Genomic DNA, 25214 nt, shown 5'->3' on the forward strand with positions numbered 1-25214 from the left:
CGGACCACGGAGGTCACAGCCGCGGGTCCACCGGCTCCGACTCCAGGGCCAGCACCCCGAACACCGCCTCGTGCACGCGCCACAGCGGCTCGCCGTCCGCGAGGCGGTCCAGGGCCTCCAGGCCGAGGGCGTACTCGCGGATCGCCAGGGACCGCTTGTGGTTCAGGAAGCGGTTCCGGAGGCGGGCGAGGTGGTCGGGGCGGGTGTACTCGGGGCCGTAGATGATCCGCAGGTACTCCCGGCCGCGGCACTTGATGCCGGGCTGCACCGGGCGGCCCTTCTCGTCGCGCACGAGGGCACCGACCGGCTTGACCACCATGCCCTCGCCGCCGCGGCCGGTCATCTCCAGCCACCAGTCGACGCCGGCCGCCACCGACTCGGGGTCGCCGGTGTCGACGTACAGCCGCCGGGTGGTCCGCAGCAGGCCGCTGCCGTCGTGCTCGACGATCCGGTCGATGAGGGCGAGCTGCTCGTCGTGCGGCAGGGCGGCCAGGCTGCGGCCCTGGACGGCGAGGATCTGGAACGGGGCCAGCCGGACGCCGTCCAGGCCGTCGGTGGGCCAGCAGTAGCGGCGGTAGGCGTCGGTGAAGGCGGCCGCGTCGGCGGACCGGTCGCGCTGACGGCCGAGAAGGTCCTTCACCTCGACGCCGCGCGCCGCGGCGCCCTCCAGCGCGGCCAGCACGCCCGGGAACACCGCGCCGGAGGCGGCGCCCACGGCGGCGTACTGGGAGCGCAGCAGCCCGGCGGCCTTGAGCGACCACGGCATCAGCTCGGTGTCCAGCAGCAGCCAGTCGGTGGCCAGTTCGTCCCACAGGCCGGCCTCGCCGATCGCTTCGCGCAGCCGGCCGAGGATCTCCTCGGTGACGGACGCGTCGTCGAAGAAGGGACGGCCGGTACGGGTGTAGAGGGACCCGGTGGGGCCCTCCACGCCGAAACGGGCGCGGGCCGCGTCCGCGTCGCGGCAGACCAGGACCACCGCCCGGGAGCCCATGTGCTTCTCCTCGCACACCACCCGGGCGACGCCGTCCGCCGCGTACTGCGCGAAGGCCTCCTTCGGGTGCTCCAGGTAGCCGTCCACGCCCGAGGTGGCGGTCGGTGCCATGGTCGGCGGGAGGTACGGCAGCAGCCGGGGGTCGGTGGCGAAGCGGCTCATGACCTCCAGGGCGGCCGCCCCGTTCTCCTCGCGCACGGTGATTCGCCCGGCGTGCCGGGTCTCCACCACCCGGCGGCCCTGGACGTCGGCCAGGTCCAGCGGGCGGCCGTCGTGGCCGCCGGGCGCCTCGGTGCGCAGCGGCTTGGCCGGCTCGTACCAGACCCGCTCGGCCGGTACGTCGACGATCTCCCGCTCCGGCCAGCGCAGCGCGGTGAGCCTGCCGCCGAAGACGGCGCCGGTGTCCAGGCAGATGGTGTTGTTCAGCCAGGTGGCCTCCGGGACCGGGGTGTGGCCGTAGACGACGGCCGCGCGGCCCCGGTAGTCCTCGGCCCACGGATAGCGCACCGGCAGGCCGAACTCGTCGGTCTCGCCGGTGGTGTCGCCGTACAGGGCGTGGCTGCGGACCCGGCCGGAGGTGCGGCCGTGGTACTTCTCGGGCAGACCGGCGTGACAGACCACCAGCCGGCCGCCGTCGAGGACGTAGTGGCTGACCAGGCCGTCGATGAACTCCCGTACCTCGGTGCGGAACTCCTCGCTCTCCCCCTCCATCTGCTCGATCGTCTCTGCGAGTCCGTGGGTGTGCTGGACCTTGCGGCCCTTCAGGAAGCGGCCGTACTTGTTCTCGTGGTTGCCGGGGACGCACAGCGCGTTGCCCGACTTGACCATGGACATCACGCGGCGCAGCACGCCGGGGCTGTCCGGGCCGCGGTCGACGAGGTCGCCGACGAAGACGGCGGTGCGGCCGTCGGGGTGGACGCCGTCGGCATAGCCGAGCTTGGCGAGCAGGGTCTCCAGCTCGGCGGCGCAGCCGTGGATGTCGCCGACGATGTCGAAGGGGCCGGTGAGGTGGGTGAGGTCGTTGAACCGCTTCTCGGTGACGACGGTGGCGTGCTCCGCCTCCGCCGCGCCGCGCAGCACGTGCACCTTGCGGAAGCCCTCGCGCTCCAGGTGGCGCAGGGAGCGGCGGAGTTCGCGGGTGTGGCGCTGGACGACCCGGCGGGGCATGTCGGCGCGGTCGGTGCGGCCGGCGTTGCGCTCGGCGCAGACCTGCTCGGGCACGTCGAGGACGATGGCGATGGGCAGCACGTCGTGCTTCCTGGCCAGCTCGATCAGCTGACGCCGGGCGTCCTGCTGCACGTTGGTGGCGTCGACGACGGTGCGGCGGCCCGCGGCGAGCCGCTTGCCGGCGATGTAGTGCAGGACGTCGAAGGCGTCGCGGCTGGCGCTCTGGTCGTTCTCGTCGTCGGCGACCAGGCCCCGGCAGAAGTCGGAGGAGATGACCTCGGTCGGCTTGAAGTGGCGCCGGGCGAAGATGGACTTGCCGGAGCCGGAGGCGCCGATCAGCACGACGAGGGAGAGGTCGGTGACGGGCAGGGCGCGGGCCCGCACAGGGGTGGCGTCGGTGGTGTCCGCGGTGCTCATGCGGCCTTCGCCTCCTTCTCGGTCGCGGTGTCGGTAGGGGTGTCGAGGGTGAACAGGGCGAGCTGGGTGGGCGGGCCCACCTCGGGGTCGTCGGGTCCGACCGGGCGGAACTCCACGTCGTAGCCGTGCCGTTCGGCGACCGTCCGGGCCCAGGTGCGGAACTCCTCGCGGGTCCACTCGAAGCGGTGGTCGCGGTGGCGGACGTGACCGGCGGGCAGGGTCTCCCAGCGCACGTTGTACTCGACGTTGGGGGTGGTGACGACGACGGCGCGGGGACGGGCCGCGCCGAAGACGGCGTACTCCAGGGCGGGCAGCCTGGGCAGGTCGAGGTGCTCGATCACCTCGCTCAGCACGGCGGCGTCGTACCCCTTCAGGCGCTTGTCCGTGTAGGCGAGGGAGCCCTGGAAGAGGTTGACGCGTGCGGCCTGCCGCTCGCCCATGCGGTCCAGCTTGAGCCGCCGGGAGGCGATGGTGAGCGCGCGCACCGACACGTCCACGCCGACGATCTCGGTGAACCGCGGCTCCTTGAGCAGCTCGCGCACCAGGTGCCCCTCGCCGCAGCCGAGGTCGAGGACGCGGGCGGCGGCGTGGTCGCGCAGCGCGGTGAGGATCGCCTCGCGGCGCTGTACGGCGAGCGGGGTGGACTTGGCCTCCTGCTCGGCCTCCGCCTCGACGGCGTTGTCGATCTCCTCGACCTGGCTGTCGTCGGTCTCGGCCAGCCGGATCAGCTCCAGCCGGTCCATGGCCTCGCGGGTCAGGGACCAGCGGCGGGACAGGTAGCGGCTGGTGATGAGCTTCTGCTCGGGGTGGCCGGGCAGCCAGCCCTCGCCGGCCCGCAGCAGCTTGTCGACCTCGTCCGGGGCGACCCAGTAGTGCTTGGCGTCGTCGAGCACGGGCAGGAGGACGTACAGGTGGCGCAGGGCGTCGGAGAGGGTGCGGGTCTCGGACTCCAGCACGAGCCGGACGTAGCGCGAGTCGCCCCACTCGGGGAACTCGGTGTCCAGGGGGACCGCCTCGACGGCGACCGCCCAGCCGAGCGGCTCGAACAGGCGCCGTACCAGGTCGGGACCGCCGCGGGCGGGCAGTGCCGGGATCTCGACGCGCAGCGGGAGCGGCCGGGCGGCGCGCTCGGGGCGGGCCTTGCACACGCCGCGCATGGCGCTGGAGAAGACGTTGCTCAGCGCGACGGCGAGCAGCGACGAGGCCGCGTACGGGCGGTCGTTGACGTACTGCGCGAGGGCGGCGTCGGGGGCGCCGCCGCGGCCCTTGCCCTTGCCGCGCCTGACCAGCGCCACCGGATCGACCTCCAGCAGCAGCGCCGCCGTGCAGCGCTGTTCCTCCGCCTCGGGGTAGAGCACGTGGGCCGTGCCGAAGGAAGTGGAGAACGCCTGCGCCTTCCCGGGATGCTTGTGCAGCAGGAAACCGAGGTCGGTCGCGGGGTGCTCGGGGGTGCCGGTGGTGGTGACGGTCAGGAACATGGGCCTCTCCGGCCGGGTAGACGGTGCGACGGACGACTGCTGACGCCGTACGCGCGGGAGCCCCCGGGGCGGTACCCCGAGGGCTCCGGCGAAGCGACGGTCATACGATCGCACGGAGCGAGTGACCGGCGCCTTCGGTTATTCGGCCGTGCGGCGGGGACGGCTCAGGAGAGCTGCGACTGGACCTGGGAGGAGATCAGCTCCAGGTGGTCCAGGTCGTCGAGGTCGAGGATCTGGAGGTAGATCCGCTGGGCGCCGGCCTCGGCGTAGCGGCCGATCTTCTCGACGACCTCGGCCGGGGAGCCCGCGAGGCCGTTGGCCTTCAGCTCCTCGACCTCGCGGCCGATGACGGCGGCGCGGCGGGCGACCTCGGCGTCGTCCTTGCCGACGCAGGCGACGAGGGCGTTGGAGTAGGTGAGGGCGTCGGCCGCACGGCCGGCCGCCTCGGCGGCGGCCCGTACCCGGCCGAACTGGCGCTCGGTGTCCTCGATGGAGGCGAACGGCATGTTGAACTCGTCGGCGTACTGGCCGGCCAGCCGCGGGGTGCGGGTGGCGCCGTGGCCGCCGATGAGCACGGGCACCTTGGCCTGCGCGGGCTTGGGCAGCGCGGGCGAGTCGGTGAGGTCGTAGAACTTCCCGTGGAAGTCGAAGGTCTTGCCGGTCTCGGTGGCCCACAGACCGGTGACGATCGCCAGCTGCTCCTCCAGGCGGCCGATCTTCTCCTTCGGGAAGGGGATGCCGTACGCCTTGTGCTCCTCCTCGAACCAGCCGGCGCCCAGGCCCAGCTCGACGCGGCCGCCGGACATCTGGTCGACCTGGGCGACCTGGATGGCGAGGACGCCGGGCAGCCGGAAGGTGCCCGCGGTCATCAGGGTGCCGAGGCGGATGCGCCTGGTCTCCCGGGCGAGGCCGGCGAGGGTGATCCAGGCGTCGGTGGGGCCGGGGAGGCCGTCCACGGCGCCCATGCGGAGGTAGTGATCGCTGCGGAAGAAGGCGTCGAAGCCGAGGTCCTCGGTGGCCTTGGCCACGGTGAGCAAGGTGTCGTAGGTGGCCCCCTGCTGGGGCTCGGTGAAGATACGGAGATCCATGTCGTCCATCCTGCCTGCTGGGCGCGGGTGTCGGGCACAGGCTCCGGTCGCGACGCGCGGAACGCGGGACACCGGGGGCTAGCCGGCCTCCCGCTGCGGTAAGTGCGCGTCGCGGTCCGCCAGTTTGCGCAGCATCTCCAGGACCCGGTCCCGTGACTCGTCGGCCGCGTCGATGGCCTCCATGCACTGCCAGTACGTCGCCTCGTCGGCGGCGGCGCAGGCGACGCCCACGAGGGCGATACCGGTCTCGCCGAGCAGGGTGCCCAGGCGCATCAGGGCCTGCCGGGCGTCGCCCAGTTCGGTGAGCTGGGCGGCGCGCAGCTCACCCGGGGGCAGCACCGGAGTGCCCAGCACCCCGCAGCCCCGGCCCGCCAGCTCGGTCAGTCCGATGGCCTCGCCCCGCAGTTCCGGTGGTCCGTACACCGCCAGCCGGCTGCCGATCGCCTGGGCGAGGGCCTGCACCTGCCACACCTCCGCCAGGACCTCCGGCACCTCGCCGCCGGCGGCCAGGGCACGCCCACTCGTCACGATGAGCCGCACAGCGTCCATGCGCTGCCCCCGTCTGTTCCGACGCGCGCGCGGCGCGTCCGCCCGAACTCCGTTGTCCACTACCCAGAGTGAAGGTGTGTGGGGCGAAAAGCTAGAGGAAGGCGGAAATCTTCGGACACCATGTTGATTTCTGGCCTGATCCCGACTGCGGAGAGTGATAACGGAGTCGTTGGCTCCTCCCGGTTGAGACTCCCGCTTGAGACTCTCGGCCGAGCCTCCCGTTCAGCCTTCCGGTTCCCTCGCCTCGGGGGGTGCGCCGGGCACGGGGAACCGGGACTCGTTCCGCTCGATCTTCGCCTCCAGCGCGGCCAGCGGGTCGACGCCGAGCACCTCGCAGAACTGGAGGAGGTACGCGAGGACGTCGGCGACCTCGTCCCGGACCCGGTGGGCGGTGTCCGGGTCGGTCATCACGCGGGCCGACTGCTCAGGCGTCAACCACTGGAAGATCTCCAGGAGTTCGGAGGCCTCCACACTGAGGGCCGCGGCCAGGTTCTTGGGGGTGTGGTACGGCTGCCAGTCGCGGGCGGCGGCGAACTCGGCCAGCCTGCGCCGCAGGGCCGGAAGGTCACGGGGATGATCGGTCACGGCTCCAGGTGTACCACCGTGACGCCGCCCGGCCCGCCGTCCCCTCCCGCCGCCCCCGCGCCACCGACCGCCCCGACCGCCCCCGCCGCCCACGAGGCGTCGGCGACCGCTCCGACGAAGCGGATGTGCCCCCGGTCGCACATCCGGGCGGCCAGCCGCAGCAGTTCGGCGCGCTGGTCCACGTCCAGCCCGCGGTCGAAGCCGTCGGCGAGGACGGTGAGCGTCTGCAGGGCGGCGGGCACCTCGCCGGCCGGGTCGACCTCCAGTACACCGGGGCCGGTGAACAGCACGAGCGCGAGGGCGAGGTAGCGCAGTTCGCCGTAGCCGAGGCGGGCGAGGCCGGTGCGGGTGCCGTCGCCCCGGTCGATCAGCGCGCGGACCACGCCGCCGACGTCCGGTTCGGCCAGGACGTCGGCGACGGGGCCCGCGCATCCGGTGCGTACCGCCGCGACGAACTGCGCGTGCCGTCGGCCGCACTCGGCGCGGGTGCGCCACAGGACGTCGGCGAGGTTGTCGCAGCCGCCGAGCAGGCGCCCCGAGCCGGTGGGCACGGGCTCGCGCATCCGGCCCGGCCGCGGATCGCAGGCGAAGACGGAGCGCAGCGCGACCACCATCTGCTCGGCCGCCGCCAGCACCCTGCGCTGCCCGTCCGTCTTGCCGGCCACCCGCAGCGGCAGCAGCGGGGTGCCGAGCCGGTCGTCCGGCAGGGGTGCGCGGGTCACGGGCGCCGACCCGGCGGTGTGCCAGGCCGCCTGCACGGCACGGCGGCCCGGGTCGCGCAGGGCCGTCTCGAGGAGCACGACGCCGTCCGCCGACAACCGCTCCCCCACGATGCGCAGCTCGGGCTCGGCCTGCACGGCGACGTCCAGGTGCACCGGTCCCTCGGCCCCGTCGGCCGTGCAGCCGATGCGGAAGCCCCGGCGGCGCTGGGCGTCGGGCCGGGCCCGCTCGGGCACGCAGGCACCGGGGTCCGGGAACACCGCGCCCAGTTCCGCGCCGCCGCCGAGCCGGGCCAGGGCGTCGTAGGCGCGGAGCGCACTGGTCTTGCCGCTGCCGCTGGGCCCGGCCAGCAGGGTGAGCGGCCCGAGCCGCAGCACGGCGCGCCGGTGCCCGGCGAAGGCGGCCAGCCTCAACTGGGTGACGCGGGGCCTGCCGGGAAGCGCCACGACGGACGCCGGCGACGCGGCGGACCCGGGTGATCCCGAGGACGCCGGTGCCGGGGAGGCCCCGGGTGGGCCGGAGGACGCCGGCGACGCGGCGGACCGGGGTAATCCGGGCGATTCCGGTGACGGGGAGGACGCGGGTGACGTTGACGCTGCCATATGCGGACCGTAGGACTCCGCCGGACGGCGAACCGTTTTGCCCGGACGGCTTTCCTACGATCGGGGGACCGGCCGGTCGGAACCGGGGCGCCCCTCACTCCCCCGGGACCCGGGGCCGTCACATCCCGGGGACCCCCACCGCGCCCTCCATCAGCCCGTTCACCTCGGTCCCCGCCGGGGTCAGCAGAAAGACGTTGCGGTCGACCCGGTGCATCCCGCTGGCCAGGCCGAAGACGACGCCGGTACTGAAGTCCAGGACGCGCTTGGCGACCTCGCCCTCGGCGCTGGTCAGGTCCAGGAGGACCGGGATGCCCGCCATCAGGGTCTCGGCGACCTCGCGGGCGTCCGCGAACACATTGACCCGCAGCACGACGAACCGGCGGCGCCGCTCCGTCTCCGCCTCCGGCATCGCCCGGTGACCGACCGCCGACGGCCAGGCGTCCCGTCCGCGCAAGGGAACGACCTGGGCGAGCCCTTCCCACTGTTCATCGGTGACGTCGTGGCTGCTCACCGGCTCCCCCCGATTCCACTCGCCTTCATTGCGTGCACCAGCCAATTCTTACGCCAAGTCACCCGTTCGGCCCAACAGCGACACGGTTGGCGACGCTCCGTGTCCGGTGATTGCCCGGCGCCGGGCGGGGTACTCAGCGACGGCCGTCGTGTCCGGGCGGGTGCCGCCGGCGCGCCGGCGGTCGTACACCGCCACACGGAGGAGTGCCCATGGGTGCGCTGGATCTGCCCGAGCCCGTCACGCGGGACGGGGCACCGCCGCCGGTCGACACCGACGGTCTGCGGGCTGCCCTGCGCGAGCGGGTGGACGGTGAGATCCGCTTCGACGCCGGGAGCCGGGCCGCGTACTCCACGGACGCGTCGAACTTCCGCCAGACCCCCATCGGCGTGGTCGTCCCGCGCACCCCGGAGGCCGGGGCCGAAGCGGTGGCCGTGGCACGGGAGTTCGGCGCGCCCGTGCTCTCGCGCGGCGGCGGCACGAGCCTGGCCGGTCAATGCACCAACGCGGGCGTGGTCCTCGACTGGTCCAAGTACTGCACGCGGGTGGAGTCGGTGGACCCCGACGCCCGCACCTGCGTCGTGCAGCCCGGGATCGTGCTCGACGACCTGAACCGGCAGCTCGCGCCCTACGGCCTGCGGTACGGGCCCGAGCCCGCCACGCACCCCAACTGCACCATCGGCGGCATGATCGGCAACAACTCGTGCGGCGCCACGGCGCAGGCGCACGGCAAGGTCGTCGACAACATCGCCCGCCTGGAGGTGCTGCTGTACGACGGCACCCGCTTCTGGTGCGGGGAGACCGACGACGAGGAGTACGCCGAGATCGAGCGGCAGGGCGATCTCCGGGCCACCGTGTACCGCCGGCTGCGCGCGCTGCGCGACACCTACGGGGACGAGGTCCGCCGCCGCTTCCCGGACATCCCGCGCCGGGTCTCCGGCTACAACCTGGACTCGTTGCTGCCCGAGTACGGCTTCGACGTGGCCGGACTCCTGGTGGGCAGCGAGTCGACGCTGGTCACCGTCCTGCGGGCGGAGCTGGAACTGGTGCCGGTGGTGAAGGAACGCTCCCTGCTGGTGCTGGGGTTCGACAGCATCGACAAGGCCGCCGACGCGGTGCCCGAGATCCTGCCGCATGAGCCGATCGCGCTGGAGGGCGTCGACGCCCGGCTGGTCCGCGACGAGCGGATCAAGCACCTGAACGAGAAGGCGCTGGCCGAGATGCCCGAGGGCAACGCCTACCTGATGGTGCAGTTCGGAGGGGACACCGTCGAGGAGGCCGACGCGCGGGCGCACCGGATGCTGGAGGCGGTGCACCGCTCGGAGCACGACGCCGACTGCGCGTTCCTGGACGACCCGGGGCACGAGCAGGACCTGTGGCAGGTGCGCGAGGCCGGGCTCGGTGCCACCGCGCACATCCCGGGCAGGCCCGACACCTTCGAGGGCTGGGAGGACTCGGCGGTCTCCCCCGACCGGCTGGGCGACTACCTGCGGCGGCTGCGGGCCCTGTTCGAGGAGTTCGGGTACCTGAGCGACACCGGTCCGAGCCTGTACGGCCACTTCGGGCAGGGGTGCGTGCACACCCGCATCCCGTTCGACCTCTACACGGCGGACGGGGTGGCGACCTACCGGCGGTTCATGGAGCGGGCGGCCGATCTGGTCGTCGAGTTCGGCGGCTCCCTCTCCGGTGAGCACGGGGACGGACAGAGCCGGGGCGAGCTGCTGTCGCGGATGTTCGGGGACCGGCTCGTCGAGGCGTTCGGGCGGCTCAAGGCCGTCTTCGACCCGCTGGACCGGATGAACCCGGGGAAGATCGTCGCACCGTACGGGCTGGACGAGAATCTGCGCCTGGGCAGCGGCTGGGCCCCGTTCGAGCCGCGCGACCTGCACTTCGGGTTCCCGCACGACGGGGGTTCGTTCTCGCAGGCCGCCAACCGCTGCGTCGGCGTCGGGAAGTGCCGGCAGCACACCAGCGACGGCACGGTGATGTGCCCGTCGTACCAGGTGACCCGGGAGGAGGAGCACTCGACGCGGGGGCGGGCCCGGCTGCTGTTCGAGATGCTCGACGGGCACGGCGACGCGGCGATCCGGGACGGCTGGCGTTCGGAGGCGGTCAAGGACGCCCTCGATCTGTGCCTGGCCTGCAAGGGCTGCAAGAAGGACTGTCCGGCGGACGTGGACATGGCCACGTACAAGGCGGAGTTCCTGTCCCACCACTACGCGGGCCGGCCGTGGCGCAGGCCGCGCTCGGACTGGTCGATGGGCTGGCTGCCCGCGCTCGCGCAGGTGGTGGGCCGCACCCGGCTGGGGCCGGTCGTCAACGCGCTCACGCACGCCCCGCTGCTGTCGAAGGCCGCGGTGCTGGTGGCGGGGGTGGCGGACCGGGAGGTGCCGCTGTTCGCGGAGCGGACCTTCGAGCAGTGGTTCGCGGACCACGAGCCGGAGGGCGACGGGCACCGCGGCTCGGTGCTGCTGTGGCCGGACACGTTCACCAACCACTTCCACCCGCACATCGGCCGGGCGGCGGTACGGGTCCTCGAACACGCGGGCTGGCGGGTGCGGTTGCCGGACGAGGCGCTGTGCTGCGGGCTGACCTGGATCTCCACGGGACAGCTCGGCACGGCGGAGAAGGTCCTCACCCGCACCGTGCGGGCCCTGGCCGGTCACGTCCGGTCGGGCGGCCTGGTCGTGGCGCTGGAGCCGAGCTGCACGGCCGTCTTCCGGGCGGACGCGGCCGAGTTGTTCCCCGGCGACCAGGACGTACGCCGGCTGGCCGAGCAGACGGTGACGCTCTCGGAGCTGCTCACCGAGCACTCCCCCGGCTACGAACCGCCGCGGGTGCCCGAGCGGTCCGCGCGTGCGCTGGCCCAGGTGCACTGCCACCAGCACGCGGTACTGGGCTGGGAGGCCGACCGGGAGCTGCTGCGCCGGGCCGGGGTGGACGCGGAACGGCTGGACTCCGGCTGCTGCGGGCTGGCCGGCAACTTCGGCTTCGAGCGCGGACATCTGGACGTGAGCGAGGCGTGCGCGGAGCGGGTGCTGCTGCCCCGGCTGCGGGAGGAGGACGAGTCGACCGTCGTCCTCGCGGACGGGTTCAGCTGCCGCACCCAGATCCACGAGTTCGACAGCGGCGGCCACGAGGGCGTGCACCTGGCGGAGTTGCTGGCCTCGGCCCTGCCGGGCGGCCCTGCGACCCACCCCGAGGTCCCGGGCAGTGCGTACGGCACGGCGCCGGGCGCCCGTCCGGGGGTCCCGAGCCGCCGGGCCCGGGTCCTGGCCCTCGCGGGCACGGCGGCGGCCGCGGTGGGCACCGCGGGGGCGGCGGCGGTGCTGGCCCGGAGCCTGCGCCGCCACTGAGCGGGCACGGGGGGGGCGACTTGCCCAGGTGGTTCGGCCCCGTGTCCGGGAGCCCGCGTGGACGAACTCCCCGGACACGGGGGCGGTCACCGCCGCGGACGCGGGGTGACCGCCGTGTGCCGGGGGGCCGTCGGCGTGCCCGGGGTGACCGCCGGGGGCGCGGGGGCTCAGACGCGGGAGGAGCTCTCCTGGCGCCGGGCCAGGGCCCAGATCACGAACACGTCGATCGCCATCATGATCACGGACCAGACGGGCGAGTACGGCAGGAACAGGAACTGGGCGATCAGGCTCAGCGAGGCCAGGACGATGCCCGCCATCCGCGCCCAGGCCATGTCCTTGAGCAGGCCGTACCCGGTGATGAACACGAGGGCGCCCAGGACGACGTGGACGATCCCCCAGCCGGTGAGGTTCATCTCGTAGACGTAGGTGCCGATACGGGCGTACACGTCGTCCTCGGCGATGGCCGCGATGCCCTGCAGGACGGCGAGGGCGCCGTTCAGCAGCAGCAGTACGCCCGCGAAGACGACACCGCCGGTCACCCAGCCGCTGGCGCGGTCGCCCGAGCGCTGGGCCCAGGAGGCGTCGCCTTCGTGGGACGGCCGGCCGGGAGAGGGTTCGGCGTGCTGGCTCATGAGCGGAGTCCTTTCTGTGTCCCCCGTACGGGGCAGCTGCCCACCGGCGCCGACGGCACCGACAGGTCTGTTAGAGCCTGCGGGCGTCCGCGCTCCCCGGCCACGTGGGTCCGCCGGACGGGTGAACCGCCCACGGGTGTGCGCGTGCGGTCGTTCGCGGACTCGCGTTGACTGAAGCCATCCGCTGCCCCGGGTGACGCGAGGACCCGGGGCGGAAGAAGGAGGGCGTGTGACGAGTCGGCCGCTGCCCCGGCGGGGCCCGCTGTCCGGGCGCGGGCGGCGCGCACGGGTTCCGTGACCGCGCCGGCGAACGCCGTCCCGGACCGGGCGGAGCAGTCGCTGCGGGAGACCCTGCTCAGCCCCGGCTACCGGCGGCTGTTGCTGCTGTGCGTGCTGCTCGGCGTTCCCATCGCGCTGGCCTGCTTCTTCTTCGTCGGGCTCCAGCACGAGTTGCAGCACTGGGTGTGGACCTCGCTGCCCGAGGCGGCCGGTTACGACACCCCGCCCTGGTGGTGGCCGCTGCCCGCGCTGGTCCTGGCCGGGCTGATCCTGGCACCGATCGTGACCCGGATGCCGGGCGGCGGCGGCCATCTGCCGGTGAACGGCCTGGGCGGCGCGCCCGTCGGCCCCCGGGCCCTGCCCGGCGCGGTGCTCGCCGCGCTGGCCACGCTGCCGCTCGGCGTCGTACTGGGCCCGGAGGCCCCGCTCATGGCGGTCGGCAGCGGGCTCGCCCTGCTGGCGCTGCGGCGGGCGGGCGGCGGCGCGGACCAGCGGGCGAGCGCGATCCTCGCCACGGCCGGCTCCACCGCCGCGATCTCCACCATCCTCGGCGGCCCGATCGCGGCGGCGGTCCTGCTCATCGAGGGGGCGGGGCTCGCCGGGACGCAGCTGGTCGCGCTGCTGCTGCCCTGTCTGCTGGCCAGCGCGACGGGCGCCCTGGTCTTCACCGGCTTCGGGCAGTGGACGGGGCTGAAGATCGGCGCGCTGGCCCTGCCCGAGCTGCCGCCGCAGGCCGGTCCGGACGCGGGCGACTTCCTGTGGGGCCTTCCCACGGCCGCCCTGATCGCCGTACTGGTCACGCTGGCCCGCGGGCTGGGCCACCGCACGGTCACCTGGACCCGGCAGCGCACGGCGGCCCGCACCGTCGCCTGCGCCACCGCGGTCGGCGTCTGTGTCGCCGCGTACGCGCTGATCACGGGCCGTTCCCCGGCCGAGGCCGCGCTGTCCGGGCAGGCCACCCTCGCCGAGCTCGCCGCGCACCCGCACGCCTGGTCCGTGGGGGCGCTCGTGGCGCTGGTCGCGTGCAAGGGGCTGGCCTGGGGCATCGCGCTGGGCGCCCTGCGCGGCGGCCCGATCTTCCCGTCCGTGCTGCTGGGCGCGGCGGCCGCCCTGGCCTGTTCCGGACTGCCCGGCTTCGGCGCGACCCCGGCCCTCGCCCTCGGCATCTCCGCCGCGGCGGCCGCGGTGACGGGGCTGCCGCTGGCCAGCGCGGTCCTGGCGGCGCTGCTGATGGGGCGGGACGCCCACGACCAGATGCCGCTGATCGTCATGGCCTCGGTCGTCGCCTTCGTCGTCGCCCAGCTGGTGCGCCGGGACGGGCCGGGGGCGGGCAGGACGCCGGGCGGAGCGCCGACGACGGGAGCGGCGGAACGGTGACCGGCGCGACGGGCCCCGAAGACCCCGACCCCACGGACCCCGCGGACCGGAAGGACCCCGCGGACCGGAGGGACCCCACGGCCCCGGCGGCCCCCGCGGACGGAACGGCCGGCCGGGGCGCCCACCGCCGTACCGGCTGGGACGCCGTGAGGCCCTGGCTCGTGCGGGTCGGGATCGCGGCCGCCGTGGTCGTCGCCTACTTCCTGCTCCCCCTCGACCACCTGGGCCCGCAGCGCCCCGTGCTGAGCTGGGTGCTGTTCGCCGTCCTGCTGACCGTCGTGGCCGTGCTGCTGCTCCGGCAGATCCGGCACGTGCTCCTCAACCGTCCGGACAGCCGGCCCGGCGTGGTCATCTCCCTGCTGATCGTCCTGTCCGTGCACGTCTTCTCGGCCTCGTACTACGCCCTGGCCAAGTCGCCGGGCGAGTTCAGCGGGCTGCACACCAAGATCGACGCCCTGTACTTCACCGTGGTGACGCTGGCCACCGTCGGGTACGGCGACATCACGCCGCGGGGCCAGGCCGCGCGGGTCGTGACCGTCCTTCAGATCACGTACAGCTTCGTCTTCCTCACGGCCGCCGCGACCGCGCTGACCACCCGGATGCGGGACATGGTGGTCCGACGGCCCGAGCGGGGCCGCTCGCGCTGAGGCGGGCCTTGAAGCTGCCGCCGCGTCACCCCCTAGCCTCGGCCTCGGCCGCACCCGCAGGGAGGAGCCCGGAGGAACCCCATGACACAGACGACCGGCGCCACCCGGCGCATCGGCGAACTCGCACGGGAGACCGGGCTGAGTATCCGCGCCCTGCGCTACTACGACCGGCTCGGGCTGCTCACCCCGTCCGCCCGCAGTGAGGGCGGCCACCGCTGCTACGACGCCGACGACGTCCGGCGCCTGCACCGGGTCCTGGCGCTGCGCAGCTTCGGGCTCCCCCTGGCGCAGATCCGCGCGGTGCTGGACGCCGAGCCGGACCACGATCCGACGGAACTGATCCGGCGCCAGCTCGACGTCGTCGAGGAGCGGCTGCGGCAGACCGCCGGGCTGCGGCTGAGGCTGCTCGGCGCGCTGAGCGCGCTGGACGCCGCCGCCGACGGCTCGACCGAGGCCTATCTGGACGTGATCGAGGAGATGACCGCCGTGGAACGCCCCCTGACGCCGGAAGAGGTCGCCCGCCTGGGCGAGGCGCGCCGCCGCTGGGCCGAGTCGCTCGGCGAGGAGGAGGTGCGTGCCCTGCACCACAGGCGCGCGGAGATCTTCGCCACGATGGGCGAGGACGAGAGGCGGCTGATGTCCGAGCGGCGGGGCCGGGCGTTTCCGCAGCCCTGAGGCCTGTGGGGCGTATCGGCGGGGTGTCCGTCCGGCCCGAGGCCCGCTTGTGCCCACCCCCGTGGGAGCACTACTGTCGCCACGCCTTGGTGAACGGGAAATCCGGTGTGATGCCGGTGCGGCCCTCGCCACTGTGAATCGGGAAGTCCGGCTCCGGCCCTCGCGGGCAGCCACTGGATCGCTTGCGATCCGGGAAGGCGGAGCACGGGCGGTGGTACCCGTAAGCCAGGAGACCGGCCAAGGCGCGTCGTCCATCCACGAGGTGCTGGAGAGGGTCTGCTGAGCCATGCACATAGCCGAGGGCTTTCTGCCACCGGCGCACGCGATCGCCTGGGGTGTCGCGTCCGCGCCGTTCGTCGTCCACGGAGTCCGGTCACTCACCCGTGAGGTCAGGGAGCACCCGGAGAGCACGCTGCTCCTCGGCGCCTCCGGAGCCTTCACGTTCGTCCTGTCGGCCCTGAAACTGCCGTCCGTCACCGGGAGTTGCTCGCACCCAACCGGCACCGGTCTGGGCGCGATCCTGTTCCGGCCGCCGATCATGGCGGTCCTGGGCACCATCACCCTGCTCTTCCAGGCACTGCTGCTCGCCCACGGCGGGCTGACCACGCTCGGCGCCAACGTCTTCTCGATGGCGATCGTCGGCCCCTGGGCCGGGTACGGCGTCTACCGGCTGCTGCGCCGCTGGGACGTGCCGCTGATGGTCACCGTGTTCTTCGGCGCGTTCGTCGCCGACCTGTCCACGTACTGCGTGACCAGCGTGCAGCTGGCGCTGGCCTTCCCCGACCCGAGCAGCGGGTTCCTGGGCGCGCTCGGCAAGTTCGGGTCCATCTTCGCCGTCACGCAGATCCCGTTGGCGGTGAGCGAGGGCCTGCTCACGGTGATCGTGATGCGGCTGCTCGTGCAGTCCAGCAAGGGCGAACTGACCCGGCTGGGCGTGCTGCTGACCCGGTCCGGCGAGCGGAAGCGGGAGGCGGTGGCCCGATGAGCCGCAACGCGAAGATCAACACCCTACTGCTGCTCGCCGTGGCCGCGCTGGCGGTGCTGCCGCTGGTGCTGGGGCTGGGCGACCACAAGGAGGAGCCGTTCGCCGGGGCCGACGCGGAGGCGGAGACGGCCATCACGGAGATCGAGCCGGACTACGAGCCGTGGTTCTCCCCGCTGTACGAACCGCCGTCCGGGGAGGTCGAGTCGGCGCTGTTCGCGCTGCAGGCCGCGCTCGGCGCGGGCGTGCTGGCGTACTACTTCGGGCTGCGCCGGGGCCGGCGGCAGGGCGAGCAGCGGGCGATGGCGGCCGCCGAGGCCACGTCGGTGTCGCGGGACACCCCCGAAGGGGACTGAGTGCTGCCGATCGACGCGGCGGCGCACGGCAGTCGCTGGCGCCGCCGCCATCCCGTGGACAAGGCCGTGCTCGGTCTCGGCCTGACCGTGCTGGCGATCTCGTTGCCGCCCTGGCCGGGTGCCGCGCTGGTGCTGGTGGCGGCGCTGACGGTGCTGCTGGGCCCGGCGGGTGTGCCGGGGCGCCGGCTGTGGCGGGCGTACCGGGTGCCGCTGGGCTTCTGCGTGACGGGTGCGCTGCCGCTCCTCGTGCAGGTCGGGGGCCCGGACGGGTTCCTGACGACGGCCGACGGCGGTGCGGTGCGCGCGGGCGAGCTGCTGCTGCGCACCTCGGCGGCCTCGCTGGGGGTGCTGCTGTTCGCGTTCACCACGCCGATGTCCGACCTGCTGCCGAGGCTGGTGCGGGCCGGCGTGCCGGCGCCGGTCGTGGACGTGGCGCTGGTGACGTACCGGATGAGTTTCCTGCTGCTGGACTCCGTGCGCCGGATCAGGGAGGCACAGGCGGCCCGGCTCGGACACACCACCCGGGCCGCGACCTGGCGTTCGCTCGGCGGGCTGGGCGCCACCGCGTTCGTGCGGGCCTTCGACCGGGCGGCGCGGCTCCAGTCGGGGCTCGCCGGGCGCGGTTACGACGGCACCCTGCGCGTGCTGGTGCCCGAGGCGCGGGTCTCGGTGCCGTTCACGGCGGCGAGCGTCGCGCTGCTGGCGGCGCTGGCCTGCCTCACCCTCGTACTGGAAGGACCCCTGTCGTGAACGAACCGGTGCGGTCACCGGAACCGGAACCGGACTCCGCCCCCGCCGCCGCTCCCGCCCCTGCCTTGGTCGCCCTGCGGGGCGCGTCCTTCGCGTACGAGGAGGGCCCGGACGTGCTGACGGGGCTGGACTTCGCGGTGCGGGAGGGACGGGCGCTGGCGCTGCTCGGCCGCAACGGCAGTGGCAAGACCACGCTGATGCGGCTGCTCAGCGGCGGACTCAGGCCGCGTGCGGGGACGTTGACGGTCGGCGGGGAGCCGGTGACGTACGACCGCAAGGGGCTGACCCGGTTGCGGACCACGGTGCAGTTGGTGGTGCAGGACCCGGACGACCAGCTCTTCGCGGCCTCGGTCGCCCAGGACGTGTCCTTCGGGCCGCTGAACCTCGGTCTGCCCGACGCGGAGGTCCGCTCCCGGGTGGCGGAGGCGCTCGCCGCGCTGGACGTCGCGGGGCTGGCCGACCGGCCCACGCACCTGCTGTCGTACGGGCAGCGCAAGCGGACCGCGATCGCCGGAGCCGTCGCGATGCGGCCCCGGGTGCTGATCCTCGACGAGCCGACCGCGGGGCTCGACCCGGACGGACAGGAGCGGCTGCTGGCCACCCTGGACGGGCTGCGCGCGGGCGGCACCACCGTGGTGATGGCCACGCACGACGTCGACCTCGCCCTGCGCTGGTCGGACGACGCCGCCCTGCTCACCCCGGACGGGGTGCGCACCGGCCCGACCGCCGCGACGCTGGCCCGCACCGATCTGCTGCGCCAGGCCGGGCTGCGGTTGCCGTGGGGCGTCGCGGCGGCCGGACTGCTGCGGGCGCGGGGGCTGTTGCCCGACTCGGCGACCGGTCCGCGCACGGCGGAGGAGCTGGCGGCGCTGGCCGAGTGACCGGAGCGCGGAGGCCCGGGGTCAGCCCTCGGCGGCGGCCCTGCCGATGCGCACCCGCCAGACGTCGGGGCCGGATTCGACGTAGTCCCAGGTGTGGGTGCCCGGGTGGGTGGCCTCGAACTCGCGGCGCAGCGGCTTGGGATCGTGGTTGTTGACCAGGACGAAGCCCTCTCCCGGGGCGAGGCGGGCGTACCGGGCGAAGATCCGCGGATGCCGCTGCCCGTGGGGGATCTCGCGGACGTCGACGACCGACGGGGTCTCCAGCCGGCCCCCTTCGAGCAGGGTGGTCAGATCCGCGACGAGACCGGGCAGGTCGGCACCGGGCAGGTCGGCGAGCGCCGGCAGCAGGACCGTCTCCTCGGTCGTCAGGTGGACGTCCAGGATCGCCTCGACCGCACGTGCGCCCGCCGCGACCGACGCGGCGTCCCCGTCACCGGCGAGCCCGTCGATGCGCCGGTCGAGGGCCCCGGCGGTGGTGCGCAGGGCGCGGACCAGGAGGCGGGTTCCGGCCGCGCCGGAGGCGGCCGCGTAGAGCGTCTGCTCGGTGGCGGCCAGGTGGCGGCGCAGCTCGCCGGTGCAGAACTCCACCGGTCCGCGCTGCCCGCCGTCCTGCGGGGTGCCCCGCACGGCGGTCGCGAGGCCGGCCCGCAGCCGGTCGTGCGCGTCGCGGACGGCGGCCCGCGCCCGGACGACCGGGTCGTCCGACGTGCCCTCGATGTAGACCTCCGACGACGATGTCACGACGGGTGCTCCTCTCGGCCTGCCCTCCCACCCCGCACCGCGGGGTGGCTCACTGGCCCGCAATTATTACATGTACCCTTTGGAGAAATTCGGGATCCCGCCTCATCGACCCGTTGACGCCACCGGCCCGGGAGGAGCGACCATGCCGTCGGACGAGGGAACGGAGCGCCTCTCCCCGCGCCGCCGGGCGGTGCTCGACGCCCTGCGCGGCGCCGACGGCCCCCGGGGTGTCGCCGAGGTCGCCGAGTCGCTCGACGTGCACCCCAACACCGTGCGCTTCCACCTCGACGCCCTCATGGCGCAGGGGCACGTCGAACGGACGGTGGAGCGGCCGTCGGGCCGGGGACGACCGCGTACGGTCTACGTCGCGCACCGCGGCATGGACCGCGGCGGGGAGCGGCGCTACGGGCTGCTGGCCCGGATGCTGCTGAGCCGGCTGGCCGCCGACGGGGACGGGGCGGAGGCCGCGGCCGTCGACACGGGCCGCGACTGGGGGAAGCACCTGGTCGAGCAGGAGCCGGCCGCGCGGCGGCCGACGGCCGCGGAGGCGACCGCCCGGCTGACCGCCATGCTCGCCGATCTCGGCTTCGATCCCCGGCCGGCCGGGGGCGACGGCCCCGGCCCGCCCGACCGGGTGTGGCTGCGGCACTGCCCCTTCCTCGAACTCGCCGAGGAACACGGCTCGATCGTCTGCCCGTTGCACCTCGGCCTGATGCAGGGCGCCCTGGCCGAGCTGCGGGCCCCCGTGTCGGCCGTCCGGCTGGAGCCGTTCGCCGAGCCCGACGCCTGCCTGGCGCACCTGTCGGCCACCGGGGCCGCGTAGGCACCGGCGGCTCTCCCACCCCTTCCACTCACCGCAAGCAGCACCGCACCCGGCAGGTCCGGAGAAAGACGGGACGACGATGGACTCGACCTCGGCAGCCGTGGCAGGCGCCGGCACCTTCCTGTGGCTCGGCATGGTGCTGGCGATCTCCTTCCTGGAGGCACCGCTGAAGTTCCGGGCTCCCGGGGTGACGATCCCGATCGGGCTCGGCATCGGCCGGCGGGTCTTCCGTGCCCTGAACCTGGCCGAGGCCGCCCTCGCCGTCGTCGTCATCGCGGCGGTCGCCACCGGCTCCCCGTCCGCGGGCGTCGTGACGCCCACCGCCGTCGCCGCCGCGGTCCTGTTGATACAACTCGGCGTCGTACGCCCGCGGCTGAACCGCCGCTCCGACGCGGTGCTCGCGGGTGAGGACCCCGCGGAGCACCGCTCACGCGCCCATCTGTACTACGTCGCCCTGGAGATCGTGAAGGTCGTCGCCCTGTTCTGGCTGGGCTGCGCCGCCCTGGCCTGACGCCCTCGCCCGGCGGTGCTCACCCGCGCCGTGCGGGCTCCGGACGGGAGGCGGTCCCGGCGTCCCGCGTGTCCGCCGCCCCGCCCTCGGGGCCGCCGCGCCGGTGGCCGGGCAGGACGGCGAGGACGATGGCCGTCCCGGCGGCCATGATGATGCCGCCGACCAGGCTGGTCGTCGAGACGCCGTGAGCGAAGGCCTTGTGCACGGCGTCGGCGAGGGCGTGCGCCTGCTCGGGTCCGGCGGCCGGGTTGGTGGCCAGGCGCTCGGCGACGGCCAGTCCCCCGCCCACCGAGTCCTGGGCGGTGTCGAGGGCGGCGGCCGGGAGCCGGTCACCCACCAGGCCGGACAGCTCGTCCCGGTAGGAGGTGCCGAGCAGCGAGCCCAGGACGGCGATGCCCAGCGAGCCGCCGAGCTCCAGCGCGGTGTCGTTGGCGCCGCCGCCGACGCCCAGTTCGCTCTCCGGGAAGGAGCCCATGATGGTGTCGGTGGCCGGGGAGACGCTGAGGCCGATGGCGAGACCGAGCAGCAGCATCGGGGCGAGGAAGTCGGCGTAGGTGGAGCCCTGTTCGATCAGGACGAGCAGGAAGACACCGGCGGTGCCGATGGCCATGCCGGAGCCGACCATGGCCCGCACGCCCAGCTTCGGGGTCAGCCGCCCGGTCACCGCCGCGCCGACGAACACGGCACCGGCCAGCGGCAGCAGCCGTACGCCGGTCTCCAGCGCGCCGTAGCCGAGTACGAACTGCAGGAACTGGGTGGCGTAGTAGATGGCGCCGTAGGTGCCGAAGAAGAAGAACAGCACCGCCAGCATGGAGCCGCTGAAGGGCCGCAGCAGGAAGCGCCGGACGTCCAGCATGGGGTGCGGGTGGCGCAGCTCCCAGGCCACGAAGGCGATCAGTCCGACCCCGGCCACCACGGCCGCGGCGACGGGACCGGCGCCCCAGCCGAAGTGCGGGCCCTCGATGGTCGCGTAGACCAGGCTGCCGACGGAGACGATGGAGAGCAGCCCGCCGACGTAGTCGATGCGGCCCGCGCCGGCCGCCTTCGACGGCGGTACGAGGATCAGCGCGCCGACGACGGCGAGGACCGCGACGGGGACGTTGACCAGGAAGGTCGAGCCCCAGGCGTGGTCCTCCAGGAGCCAGCCGGCGACCAGCGGCCCGACCGCGATGGCGAGTCCGGAGGTGGCGGTCCAGGCCGTGATGGCACGGGCCCGCTCCCCCTTCGGGAAGACCGCCACCAGCAGGGACAACGTGGCCGGCATGACGACGGCGGCACCGACGCCCATGATCGCGCGGGCCGCGACGACCAGCCCCGTCTCGTGGACCAGGCTGCCCATCACCGAGCCGGCCGCGAAGATCACCAGACCGGTGACGAGGGCGCCGCGACGGCTGTACTTGTCGCCGATCGCGCCGAGCACCAGCATCAGCGCGGCGTAGGGGACGGTGTAGCCGTCGATGACCCACTGCAGGTCGCTGCTGCTCAGCCCCAGGTCGGCGGTCATGTCCGGGGCGGCCACGATCAGGGACGTGTTGGCCATGACGACGATCAGCAGGCTCAGGCAGAGCACCAGGAGAGCCCACCAGCGCCGGGCGTAGGGCCCGGGCATCTTCTCGACGGGGGTGGTGGCCAGTAGGGGCATGAGGGCTCCCGGAAAACGAGCGAGGGCGACTTAATTGCCCATAGACGTGCAGACAAGAGCAGAGTAGTTTGTTGCACACGGGCGTGCAAATAAGGCGCCCACCGCATGGAAGGCGCCTGCTGAACGGGAGGGTGGCCTGCTCGGCCAGGACGGGCTACTTGCTCGGCCGGGCCACTCGGCCGAGAGGGACTACTCGCCCGAGAGGGACTACTCGGCCGGAACGGGCTTCGCGGGCACCGCCGGGCTCACGTCCTCGACCACGGCCCGCGCGGACCGCTCCGGCACCCCGGCCGCGATGAGGATGGCGGCGGCGGCCCGGGTGCCGTCGTCCTCCAGGGCGCCGGTGTTGACCTGTTCGAGGAGCGCGACGACCATCGCCTCGAGTCCGGCGCTCAGTACGGCGGGCGGCAGGTGGGCCGGGAACACCTCGTCCCGCTGGCCGCGCTCCAGGATGGCGGTGACCTCGGCGCGGGCCGGGGCCAGGATCTCTGACACCCGCTCCACGCCCAGATCGTGCCGGGCCAGGGCGAGCAGCATGCGGTAGCGGTCGCCCACGGGCCACATCAGCAGCGTGAAGTGGGCGAGCGCCCGGTCGGCCGGTTCGTCCGGGCCCACCGCGTCGGCCATCGCGTCCCGCAGCGCCTCGGACGCCTCCTCGGCGAGGGCCTCCAGGAGCGCCGCACGCCCCGGGAAGTGGCCGAAAAGAGTACGCCGTACGACACCGGCGGCGCGGGCCAGCTCCTCCAGGGTGGTGTCCGGGTTCCGCCCCAGCTCCCGGCGGGCGGTGGCCAGGATGCGCGCCCGGTTGGACCGGGCGTTGCGTCGCTGCGGCTCGCGGGCGAGGGGCTTGCTCACGGGAACCTCGGGGCGGGACGGTGCGGGGCGGGGACAGAGCCCGCGGGTGCGGGGGGCTATTCTGGCACGGCGGGCACGCACCGGGCGGCACCGCCATCGCCCGGGGCCGGGCCGACGGACCGGCCCCGGCGTCGTGGGCCGACGGACCGCCCCGGCGTCCCGTGGGGCCGTCCGTCCCCGGCGTTCTGTGGGGCGGACCGGCCCTGTCGCGCCCGGCGAGGGGCGGCAGGGCCGGTCGCGCCTCGCCTCACTCCAGTCCGTTGTCCAGCGCGGTCATGAGCCGGCCGTCGGGGGTGTCGCCGGACATCTCCCAGACGAAGCCCCCCAGCAGGCCCTTGGACTTGACCCAGTCGGTCTTCTTGCCGATCGACCAGGTGTCGTCGAAGGACCACCACTGGCCGCCCGGACCGGTGTAGCCGAACGTGGACACCGACTCCTCGTCGTGGTGGACGGTCATGGACGGATAGCTGCTGATCAGGTTGTTGTAGCCGCGGACCCCGGCCTCCGCGGGGAACTGTCCGGGTGCCGCGCCGTTCGCGTCCTGCCACTCACCGGCGACGCCGCCCTCGCTGACGCCCTGCCAGCCGCGCCCGTAGAAGGGGAAGCCGACCGTCAGCTTGCGCGGGTTGACCCCGGCGTCGAGATACGTCTGGATCGCGTTCTCGACGCTGAAGTGGAAGGGGTAGGGGTCCTCCGCGTCCGCGTAGAGGTTGGAGGCGTGCCCGGTGCGGTTGGGCTCCCAGGAGTTGTCGCTGCCCGAGCCGTGGAAGTCGTACCCCTGCACGTTGGCGTAGTCGAGGGAGTCGAAGATCTTGGTCAGGTCCCAGCCTGCCTCGATCTTCGCGGGGTCGGCCGGGGTGAAGGCGGTGAGCAGCTTGTGCTCGCCGCCGAGCGCGTCGAGCTGCCCCCGGAACTCGGCGAGCAGGGCGGTCAGGTTGTCCTTGTCCTGGGCGCCGTAGTGGTTGCCCGGGTGGCCCTCCGAGCCCGGCCACTCCCAGTCGATGTCGATGCCGTCGAAGATGCCCGCCGCGGTGCCGGGACCGCCGGCGCCGTTGTAGACGGGCAGGTTGCCCTTGATCCACACGTCGATGCAGGACTCGACGAACTTCTTCCGGGACTCCGGTGTGGCGGCGGCGTCCGAGAAGAACTTCGAGTACGTCCAGCCGCCGAGCGACACGACGACCTTCAGGTGCGGGTACTTGGCCTTGAGCTTCTTCAACTGGTTGAGGTTGCCACGCAGTTTGCCCCAGCCGTCGTCGGCGACCCCGTCGACGGACTGGGCGGCGGACATGGGCCGCGCGTAGTCGGCGTCCGCGTCACCGGCGCCGGTGCCCTCGTCCGGGTCCTGCGGATTGCCGGAGGTGCCCTTGGTGACGCCCGCCTGGCAGGTGAGGTTGGTCGGGTCGAGGTTCTCGAAGGCGTAGTTGATCACGTCGAGCTGCCTGGCGGCGCCGGAGGTGTCGAGGTTCTTCACGAAGTACTGGCGTCCGTAGATGCCCCACTGCACGAAGTACCCGACCTTGAGCTGCTTGCCCTCGCCGGCCATGTCGTCGGTGGTCACCTTCACGGCCGCGGAGGCCGCCGAGGAGTTGTCGGCGGTGTCCCGGGCCTTGACGGTGAAGGTGTAGGCGGTGGCCGGGGAGAGGCCGTCCACGGTGGCGGTCGTGGTGGCCGCGCCGACGGTCTTCACGAGGGCGGCGCCGCGGTAGACGTCGTACGCGGCAACGGCCACGTTGTCGGTGGCCCTGTCCCAGGCCAGGTCGACGCTGTAGGCGGTCTTGCCGGTGGAGCGCGCGTTGCCCGGCGCGGTCGGCGGCGTCGGGTCGGTCGACGGGTCCACCGTCTCGACGGTGAGCGGGGCACTGGCCGGTCCGACGTTGCCGCGCTTGTCCGTGGCCCGGACGGTGAAGGTGTAACTCGTCGCGGGGGTCAGGCCGGTGACGGTCGCTGAGGTGCCGCTGGTGGTGGCGACCGTCTCGGTGCCCTCCAGCACCTCGTAGGTGGTGACGGGGTGGTCACCCGGCTCGGCCGCGGCCCATTTCAGCGCGACCGTGTGCGCGGTGACCGCGGTCGCCTCCGGCGCGCCGGGAGCGGCCGGCGGTATGTCGGGGCTGCCGTCGCACTTGTCGCCGTTGATCGTGCAGCCGGTCGGGGTGCCGACCGGGCCGGTCGCAGAGAACTGGTAGCTGTAGGGCTCGGTGGTGCCGCCGGCCGGGACCCTGCCGTTGTAGTAGGCGTTCTTGACGGTCACGTGGCTGCCGGAGACGGTGGCCTCGCCGTAGAGGTGCCCGCTCACGGACACGCCGGGCGGCAGGTCGAACTCCAGGGTCCAGCCGTCGGAGGCGGCCGTGCCGTTGTTGTGGACGACGTACTTGCCCGTCCACCCGGACCCGTTGCTCTGGGAACCGAAGGTCGCCGTCAGCGTCCCGGCCGCCTGTGCGGGCGTCGCGAGCGCGGTGAGCGCCCCGAGCGGCAGCAGCAGCGCGGCCAGCAGGGCGACGATGCGCGATCTCGTACCGGTCAGTGGTGGTCTGCGCCTGTGGTACATGGCTCTCCCTGTGGTGGTGGGGTGGTACAGGGGTGAGGTGAACCTTGCGCGCGT

The 25214-nt window shown here is 73.8% G+C and carries 22 protein-coding genes and 1 riboswitch; of the genes, 10 read left to right on the plus strand and 12 right to left on the minus strand.

Features of this window, described 5'->3' with window-relative positions:
- Positions 1 to 13 precede the first annotated feature (13 nt).
- The 7 genes from D1J63_RS08380 to D1J63_RS08410 form a co-directional block, all read right to left on the minus strand.
- On the minus strand, positions 14 to 2575 hold the full coding sequence (locus D1J63_RS08380) for a polynucleotide kinase-phosphatase (protein WP_164712767.1): 2562 nt from the start codon (positions 2573 to 2575) through the stop codon (positions 14 to 16).
- On the minus strand, positions 2572 to 4053 hold the full coding sequence (locus tag D1J63_RS08385) for a 3' terminal RNA ribose 2'-O-methyltransferase Hen1 (RefSeq protein WP_125628412.1): 1482 nt from the start codon (positions 4051 to 4053) through the stop codon (positions 2572 to 2574). The genes D1J63_RS08380 and D1J63_RS08385 overlap by 4 nt, the downstream gene beginning before the upstream one ends.
- Positions 4054 to 4217: 164 nt before the next feature.
- A complete protein-coding gene (locus tag D1J63_RS08390; protein WP_125628413.1) occupies positions 4218 to 5141 on the minus strand; it encodes an LLM class F420-dependent oxidoreductase in 924 nt (307 codons plus the stop codon).
- Between the two features lie 78 nt (positions 5142 to 5219).
- The gene (locus D1J63_RS08395; protein WP_102931012.1) at positions 5220 to 5690 is read right to left on the minus strand and encodes a DUF6099 family protein; all 471 of its coding nucleotides are present in this window, start codon (positions 5688 to 5690) and stop codon (positions 5220 to 5222) included.
- A gap of 222 nt (positions 5691 to 5912) precedes the next feature.
- Positions 5913 to 6275 (minus strand): nucleotide pyrophosphohydrolase, encoded by a 363-nt coding sequence (locus D1J63_RS08400; RefSeq protein WP_125628414.1) that lies wholly within the window; start codon positions 6273 to 6275, stop codon positions 5913 to 5915.
- Complete coding sequence (locus D1J63_RS08405) at positions 6272 to 7441, minus strand: ATP-binding protein (RefSeq protein ID WP_125628415.1); 1170 nt, start codon at positions 7439 to 7441, stop codon at positions 6272 to 6274. The genes D1J63_RS08400 and D1J63_RS08405 overlap by 4 nt, the downstream gene beginning before the upstream one ends.
- A 274-nt stretch (positions 7442 to 7715) precedes the next feature.
- Positions 7716 to 8108: a cell division protein SepF gene (locus tag D1J63_RS08410; RefSeq protein ID WP_164712768.1), complete on the minus strand. Its 393-nt coding sequence runs from the start codon at positions 8106 to 8108 to the stop codon at positions 7716 to 7718.
- A 209-nt stretch (positions 8109 to 8317) separates the two neighbouring features.
- On the opposite strand from D1J63_RS08410, the gene D1J63_RS08415 reads away from it, so the two are divergent.
- Positions 8318 to 11461, plus strand: coding sequence for an FAD-binding and (Fe-S)-binding domain-containing protein (locus D1J63_RS08415; RefSeq protein ID WP_125628417.1), 3144 nt, complete (start codon positions 8318 to 8320; stop codon positions 11459 to 11461).
- 167 nt (positions 11462 to 11628) lie between these two features.
- Here D1J63_RS08415 and D1J63_RS08420 read toward each other — a convergent pair whose 3' ends face one another.
- Complete coding sequence (locus tag D1J63_RS08420) at positions 11629 to 12093, minus strand: hypothetical protein (protein WP_125628418.1); 465 nt, start codon at positions 12091 to 12093, stop codon at positions 11629 to 11631.
- A 294-nt stretch (positions 12094 to 12387) separates the two neighbouring features.
- Between D1J63_RS08420 and D1J63_RS08425 the strand changes: the two genes are divergently transcribed.
- The 7 genes from D1J63_RS08425 (at position 12388) to D1J63_RS08455 (ending at position 18040) form a co-directional block, all read left to right on the plus strand.
- Entirely contained in the window at positions 12388 to 13749 is a 1362-nt protein-coding gene (locus D1J63_RS08425; protein WP_125628419.1) for a chloride channel protein, read from the plus strand.
- Between the two features lie 146 nt (positions 13750 to 13895).
- Positions 13896 to 14396, plus strand: coding sequence for a potassium channel family protein (locus tag D1J63_RS08430; RefSeq protein ID WP_241235688.1), 501 nt, complete (start codon positions 13896 to 13898; stop codon positions 14394 to 14396).
- 81 nt (positions 14397 to 14477) lie between these two features.
- Positions 14478 to 15071, plus strand: a complete 594-nt coding sequence (locus D1J63_RS08435) for a MerR family transcriptional regulator (protein ID WP_125628420.1) — start codon at positions 14478 to 14480, stop codon at positions 15069 to 15071.
- 70 nt (positions 15072 to 15141) lie between these two features.
- A riboswitch (cobalamin riboswitch) is annotated at positions 15142 to 15328 on the plus strand.
- Positions 15329 to 15357: 29 nt separating this feature from the next.
- A complete protein-coding gene (locus D1J63_RS08440) occupies positions 15358 to 16056 on the plus strand; it encodes an energy-coupling factor ABC transporter permease (protein ID WP_125628421.1) in 699 nt (232 codons plus the stop codon).
- Positions 16053 to 16409: an energy-coupling factor ABC transporter substrate-binding protein gene (locus D1J63_RS08445; RefSeq protein ID WP_125628422.1), complete on the plus strand. Its 357-nt coding sequence runs from the start codon at positions 16053 to 16055 to the stop codon at positions 16407 to 16409. The genes D1J63_RS08440 and D1J63_RS08445 overlap by 4 nt, the downstream gene beginning before the upstream one ends.
- Positions 16410 to 17159, plus strand: coding sequence for a cobalt ECF transporter T component CbiQ (gene cbiQ, locus D1J63_RS08450; RefSeq protein ID WP_125628423.1), 750 nt, complete (start codon positions 16410 to 16412; stop codon positions 17157 to 17159). It abuts the gene before it with no gap.
- A gap of 8 nt (positions 17160 to 17167) precedes the next feature.
- Entirely contained in the window at positions 17168 to 18040 is an 873-nt protein-coding gene (locus tag D1J63_RS08455) for an ATP-binding cassette domain-containing protein (RefSeq protein WP_125635328.1), read from the plus strand.
- A 21-nt stretch (positions 18041 to 18061) separates the two neighbouring features.
- Here D1J63_RS08455 and D1J63_RS08460 read toward each other — a convergent pair whose 3' ends face one another.
- Complete coding sequence (locus D1J63_RS08460; protein WP_125628424.1) at positions 18062 to 18781, minus strand: DUF2249 domain-containing protein; 720 nt, start codon at positions 18779 to 18781, stop codon at positions 18062 to 18064.
- A 142-nt stretch (positions 18782 to 18923) separates the two neighbouring features.
- Between D1J63_RS08460 and D1J63_RS08465 the strand changes: the two genes are divergently transcribed.
- Positions 18924 to 19604 carry a helix-turn-helix domain-containing protein gene (locus D1J63_RS08465; RefSeq protein WP_125628425.1) on the plus strand — a complete coding sequence of 227 codons (681 nt, stop codon included), beginning with the start codon at positions 18924 to 18926 and terminating at the stop codon, positions 19602 to 19604.
- Between the two features lie 79 nt (positions 19605 to 19683).
- Entirely contained in the window at positions 19684 to 20115 is a 432-nt protein-coding gene (locus D1J63_RS08470) for a hypothetical protein (protein ID WP_125628426.1), read from the plus strand.
- Positions 20116 to 20134: 19 nt separating this feature from the next.
- Here D1J63_RS08470 and D1J63_RS08475 read toward each other — a convergent pair whose 3' ends face one another.
- The 3 genes from D1J63_RS08475 to D1J63_RS08485 form a co-directional block, all read right to left on the minus strand.
- Entirely contained in the window at positions 20135 to 21757 is a 1623-nt protein-coding gene (locus D1J63_RS08475; protein WP_125628427.1) for an MFS transporter, read from the minus strand.
- A gap of 207 nt (positions 21758 to 21964) precedes the next feature.
- A complete protein-coding gene (locus tag D1J63_RS08480; protein ID WP_125628428.1) occupies positions 21965 to 22612 on the minus strand; it encodes a TetR/AcrR family transcriptional regulator in 648 nt (215 codons plus the stop codon).
- Between the two features lie 247 nt (positions 22613 to 22859).
- A complete protein-coding gene (locus tag D1J63_RS08485) occupies positions 22860 to 25160 on the minus strand; it encodes a glycosyl hydrolase family 18 protein (RefSeq protein ID WP_125628429.1) in 2301 nt (766 codons plus the stop codon).
- Positions 25161 to 25214: the final 54 nt, after the last annotated feature.

Source organism: Streptomyces sp. KPB2, assembly GCF_003950055.1.
GTDB lineage: Bacteria > Actinomycetota > Actinomycetes > Streptomycetales > Streptomycetaceae > Streptomyces > Streptomyces salinarius.

Bases quoted from the DNA above. Each gene is read 5' to 3' on its own strand.
- D1J63_RS08445 (WP_125628422.1), top strand. From the start codon at position 16,053: ATGAGCCGCAACGCGAAGATCAACACCCTACTGCTGCTCGCCGTGGCC.
- D1J63_RS08415 (WP_125628417.1), top strand. From the start codon at position 8,318: ATGGGTGCGCTGGATCTGCCCGAGCCCGTCACGCGGGACGGGGCACCG.
- D1J63_RS08395 (WP_102931012.1), bottom strand. From the start codon at position 5,690: ATGGACGCTGTGCGGCTCATCGTGACGAGTGGGCGTGCCCTGGCCGCC.
- D1J63_RS08470 (WP_125628426.1), top strand. From the start codon at position 19,684: ATGGACTCGACCTCGGCAGCCGTGGCAGGCGCCGGCACCTTCCTGTGG.
- D1J63_RS08385 (WP_125628412.1), bottom strand. From the start codon at position 4,053: ATGTTCCTGACCGTCACCACCACCGGCACCCCCGAGCACCCCGCGACC.
- D1J63_RS08440 (WP_125628421.1), top strand. From the start codon at position 15,358: ATGCACATAGCCGAGGGCTTTCTGCCACCGGCGCACGCGATCGCCTGG.
- D1J63_RS08435 (WP_125628420.1), top strand. From the start codon at position 14,478: ATGACACAGACGACCGGCGCCACCCGGCGCATCGGCGAACTCGCACGG.
- D1J63_RS08485 (WP_125628429.1), bottom strand. From the start codon at position 25,160: ATGTACCACAGGCGCAGACCACCACTGACCGGTACGAGATCGCGCATC.
- D1J63_RS08380 (WP_164712767.1), bottom strand. From the start codon at position 2,575: ATGAGCACCGCGGACACCACCGACGCCACCCCTGTGCGGGCCCGCGCC.
- D1J63_RS08390 (WP_125628413.1), bottom strand. From the start codon at position 5,141: ATGGATCTCCGTATCTTCACCGAGCCCCAGCAGGGGGCCACCTACGAC.
- D1J63_RS08465 (WP_125628425.1), top strand. From the start codon at position 18,924: ATGCCGTCGGACGAGGGAACGGAGCGCCTCTCCCCGCGCCGCCGGGCG.
- D1J63_RS08420 (WP_125628418.1), bottom strand. From the start codon at position 12,093: ATGAGCCAGCACGCCGAACCCTCTCCCGGCCGGCCGTCCCACGAAGGC.
- D1J63_RS08475 (WP_125628427.1), bottom strand. From the start codon at position 21,757: ATGCCCCTACTGGCCACCACCCCCGTCGAGAAGATGCCCGGGCCCTAC.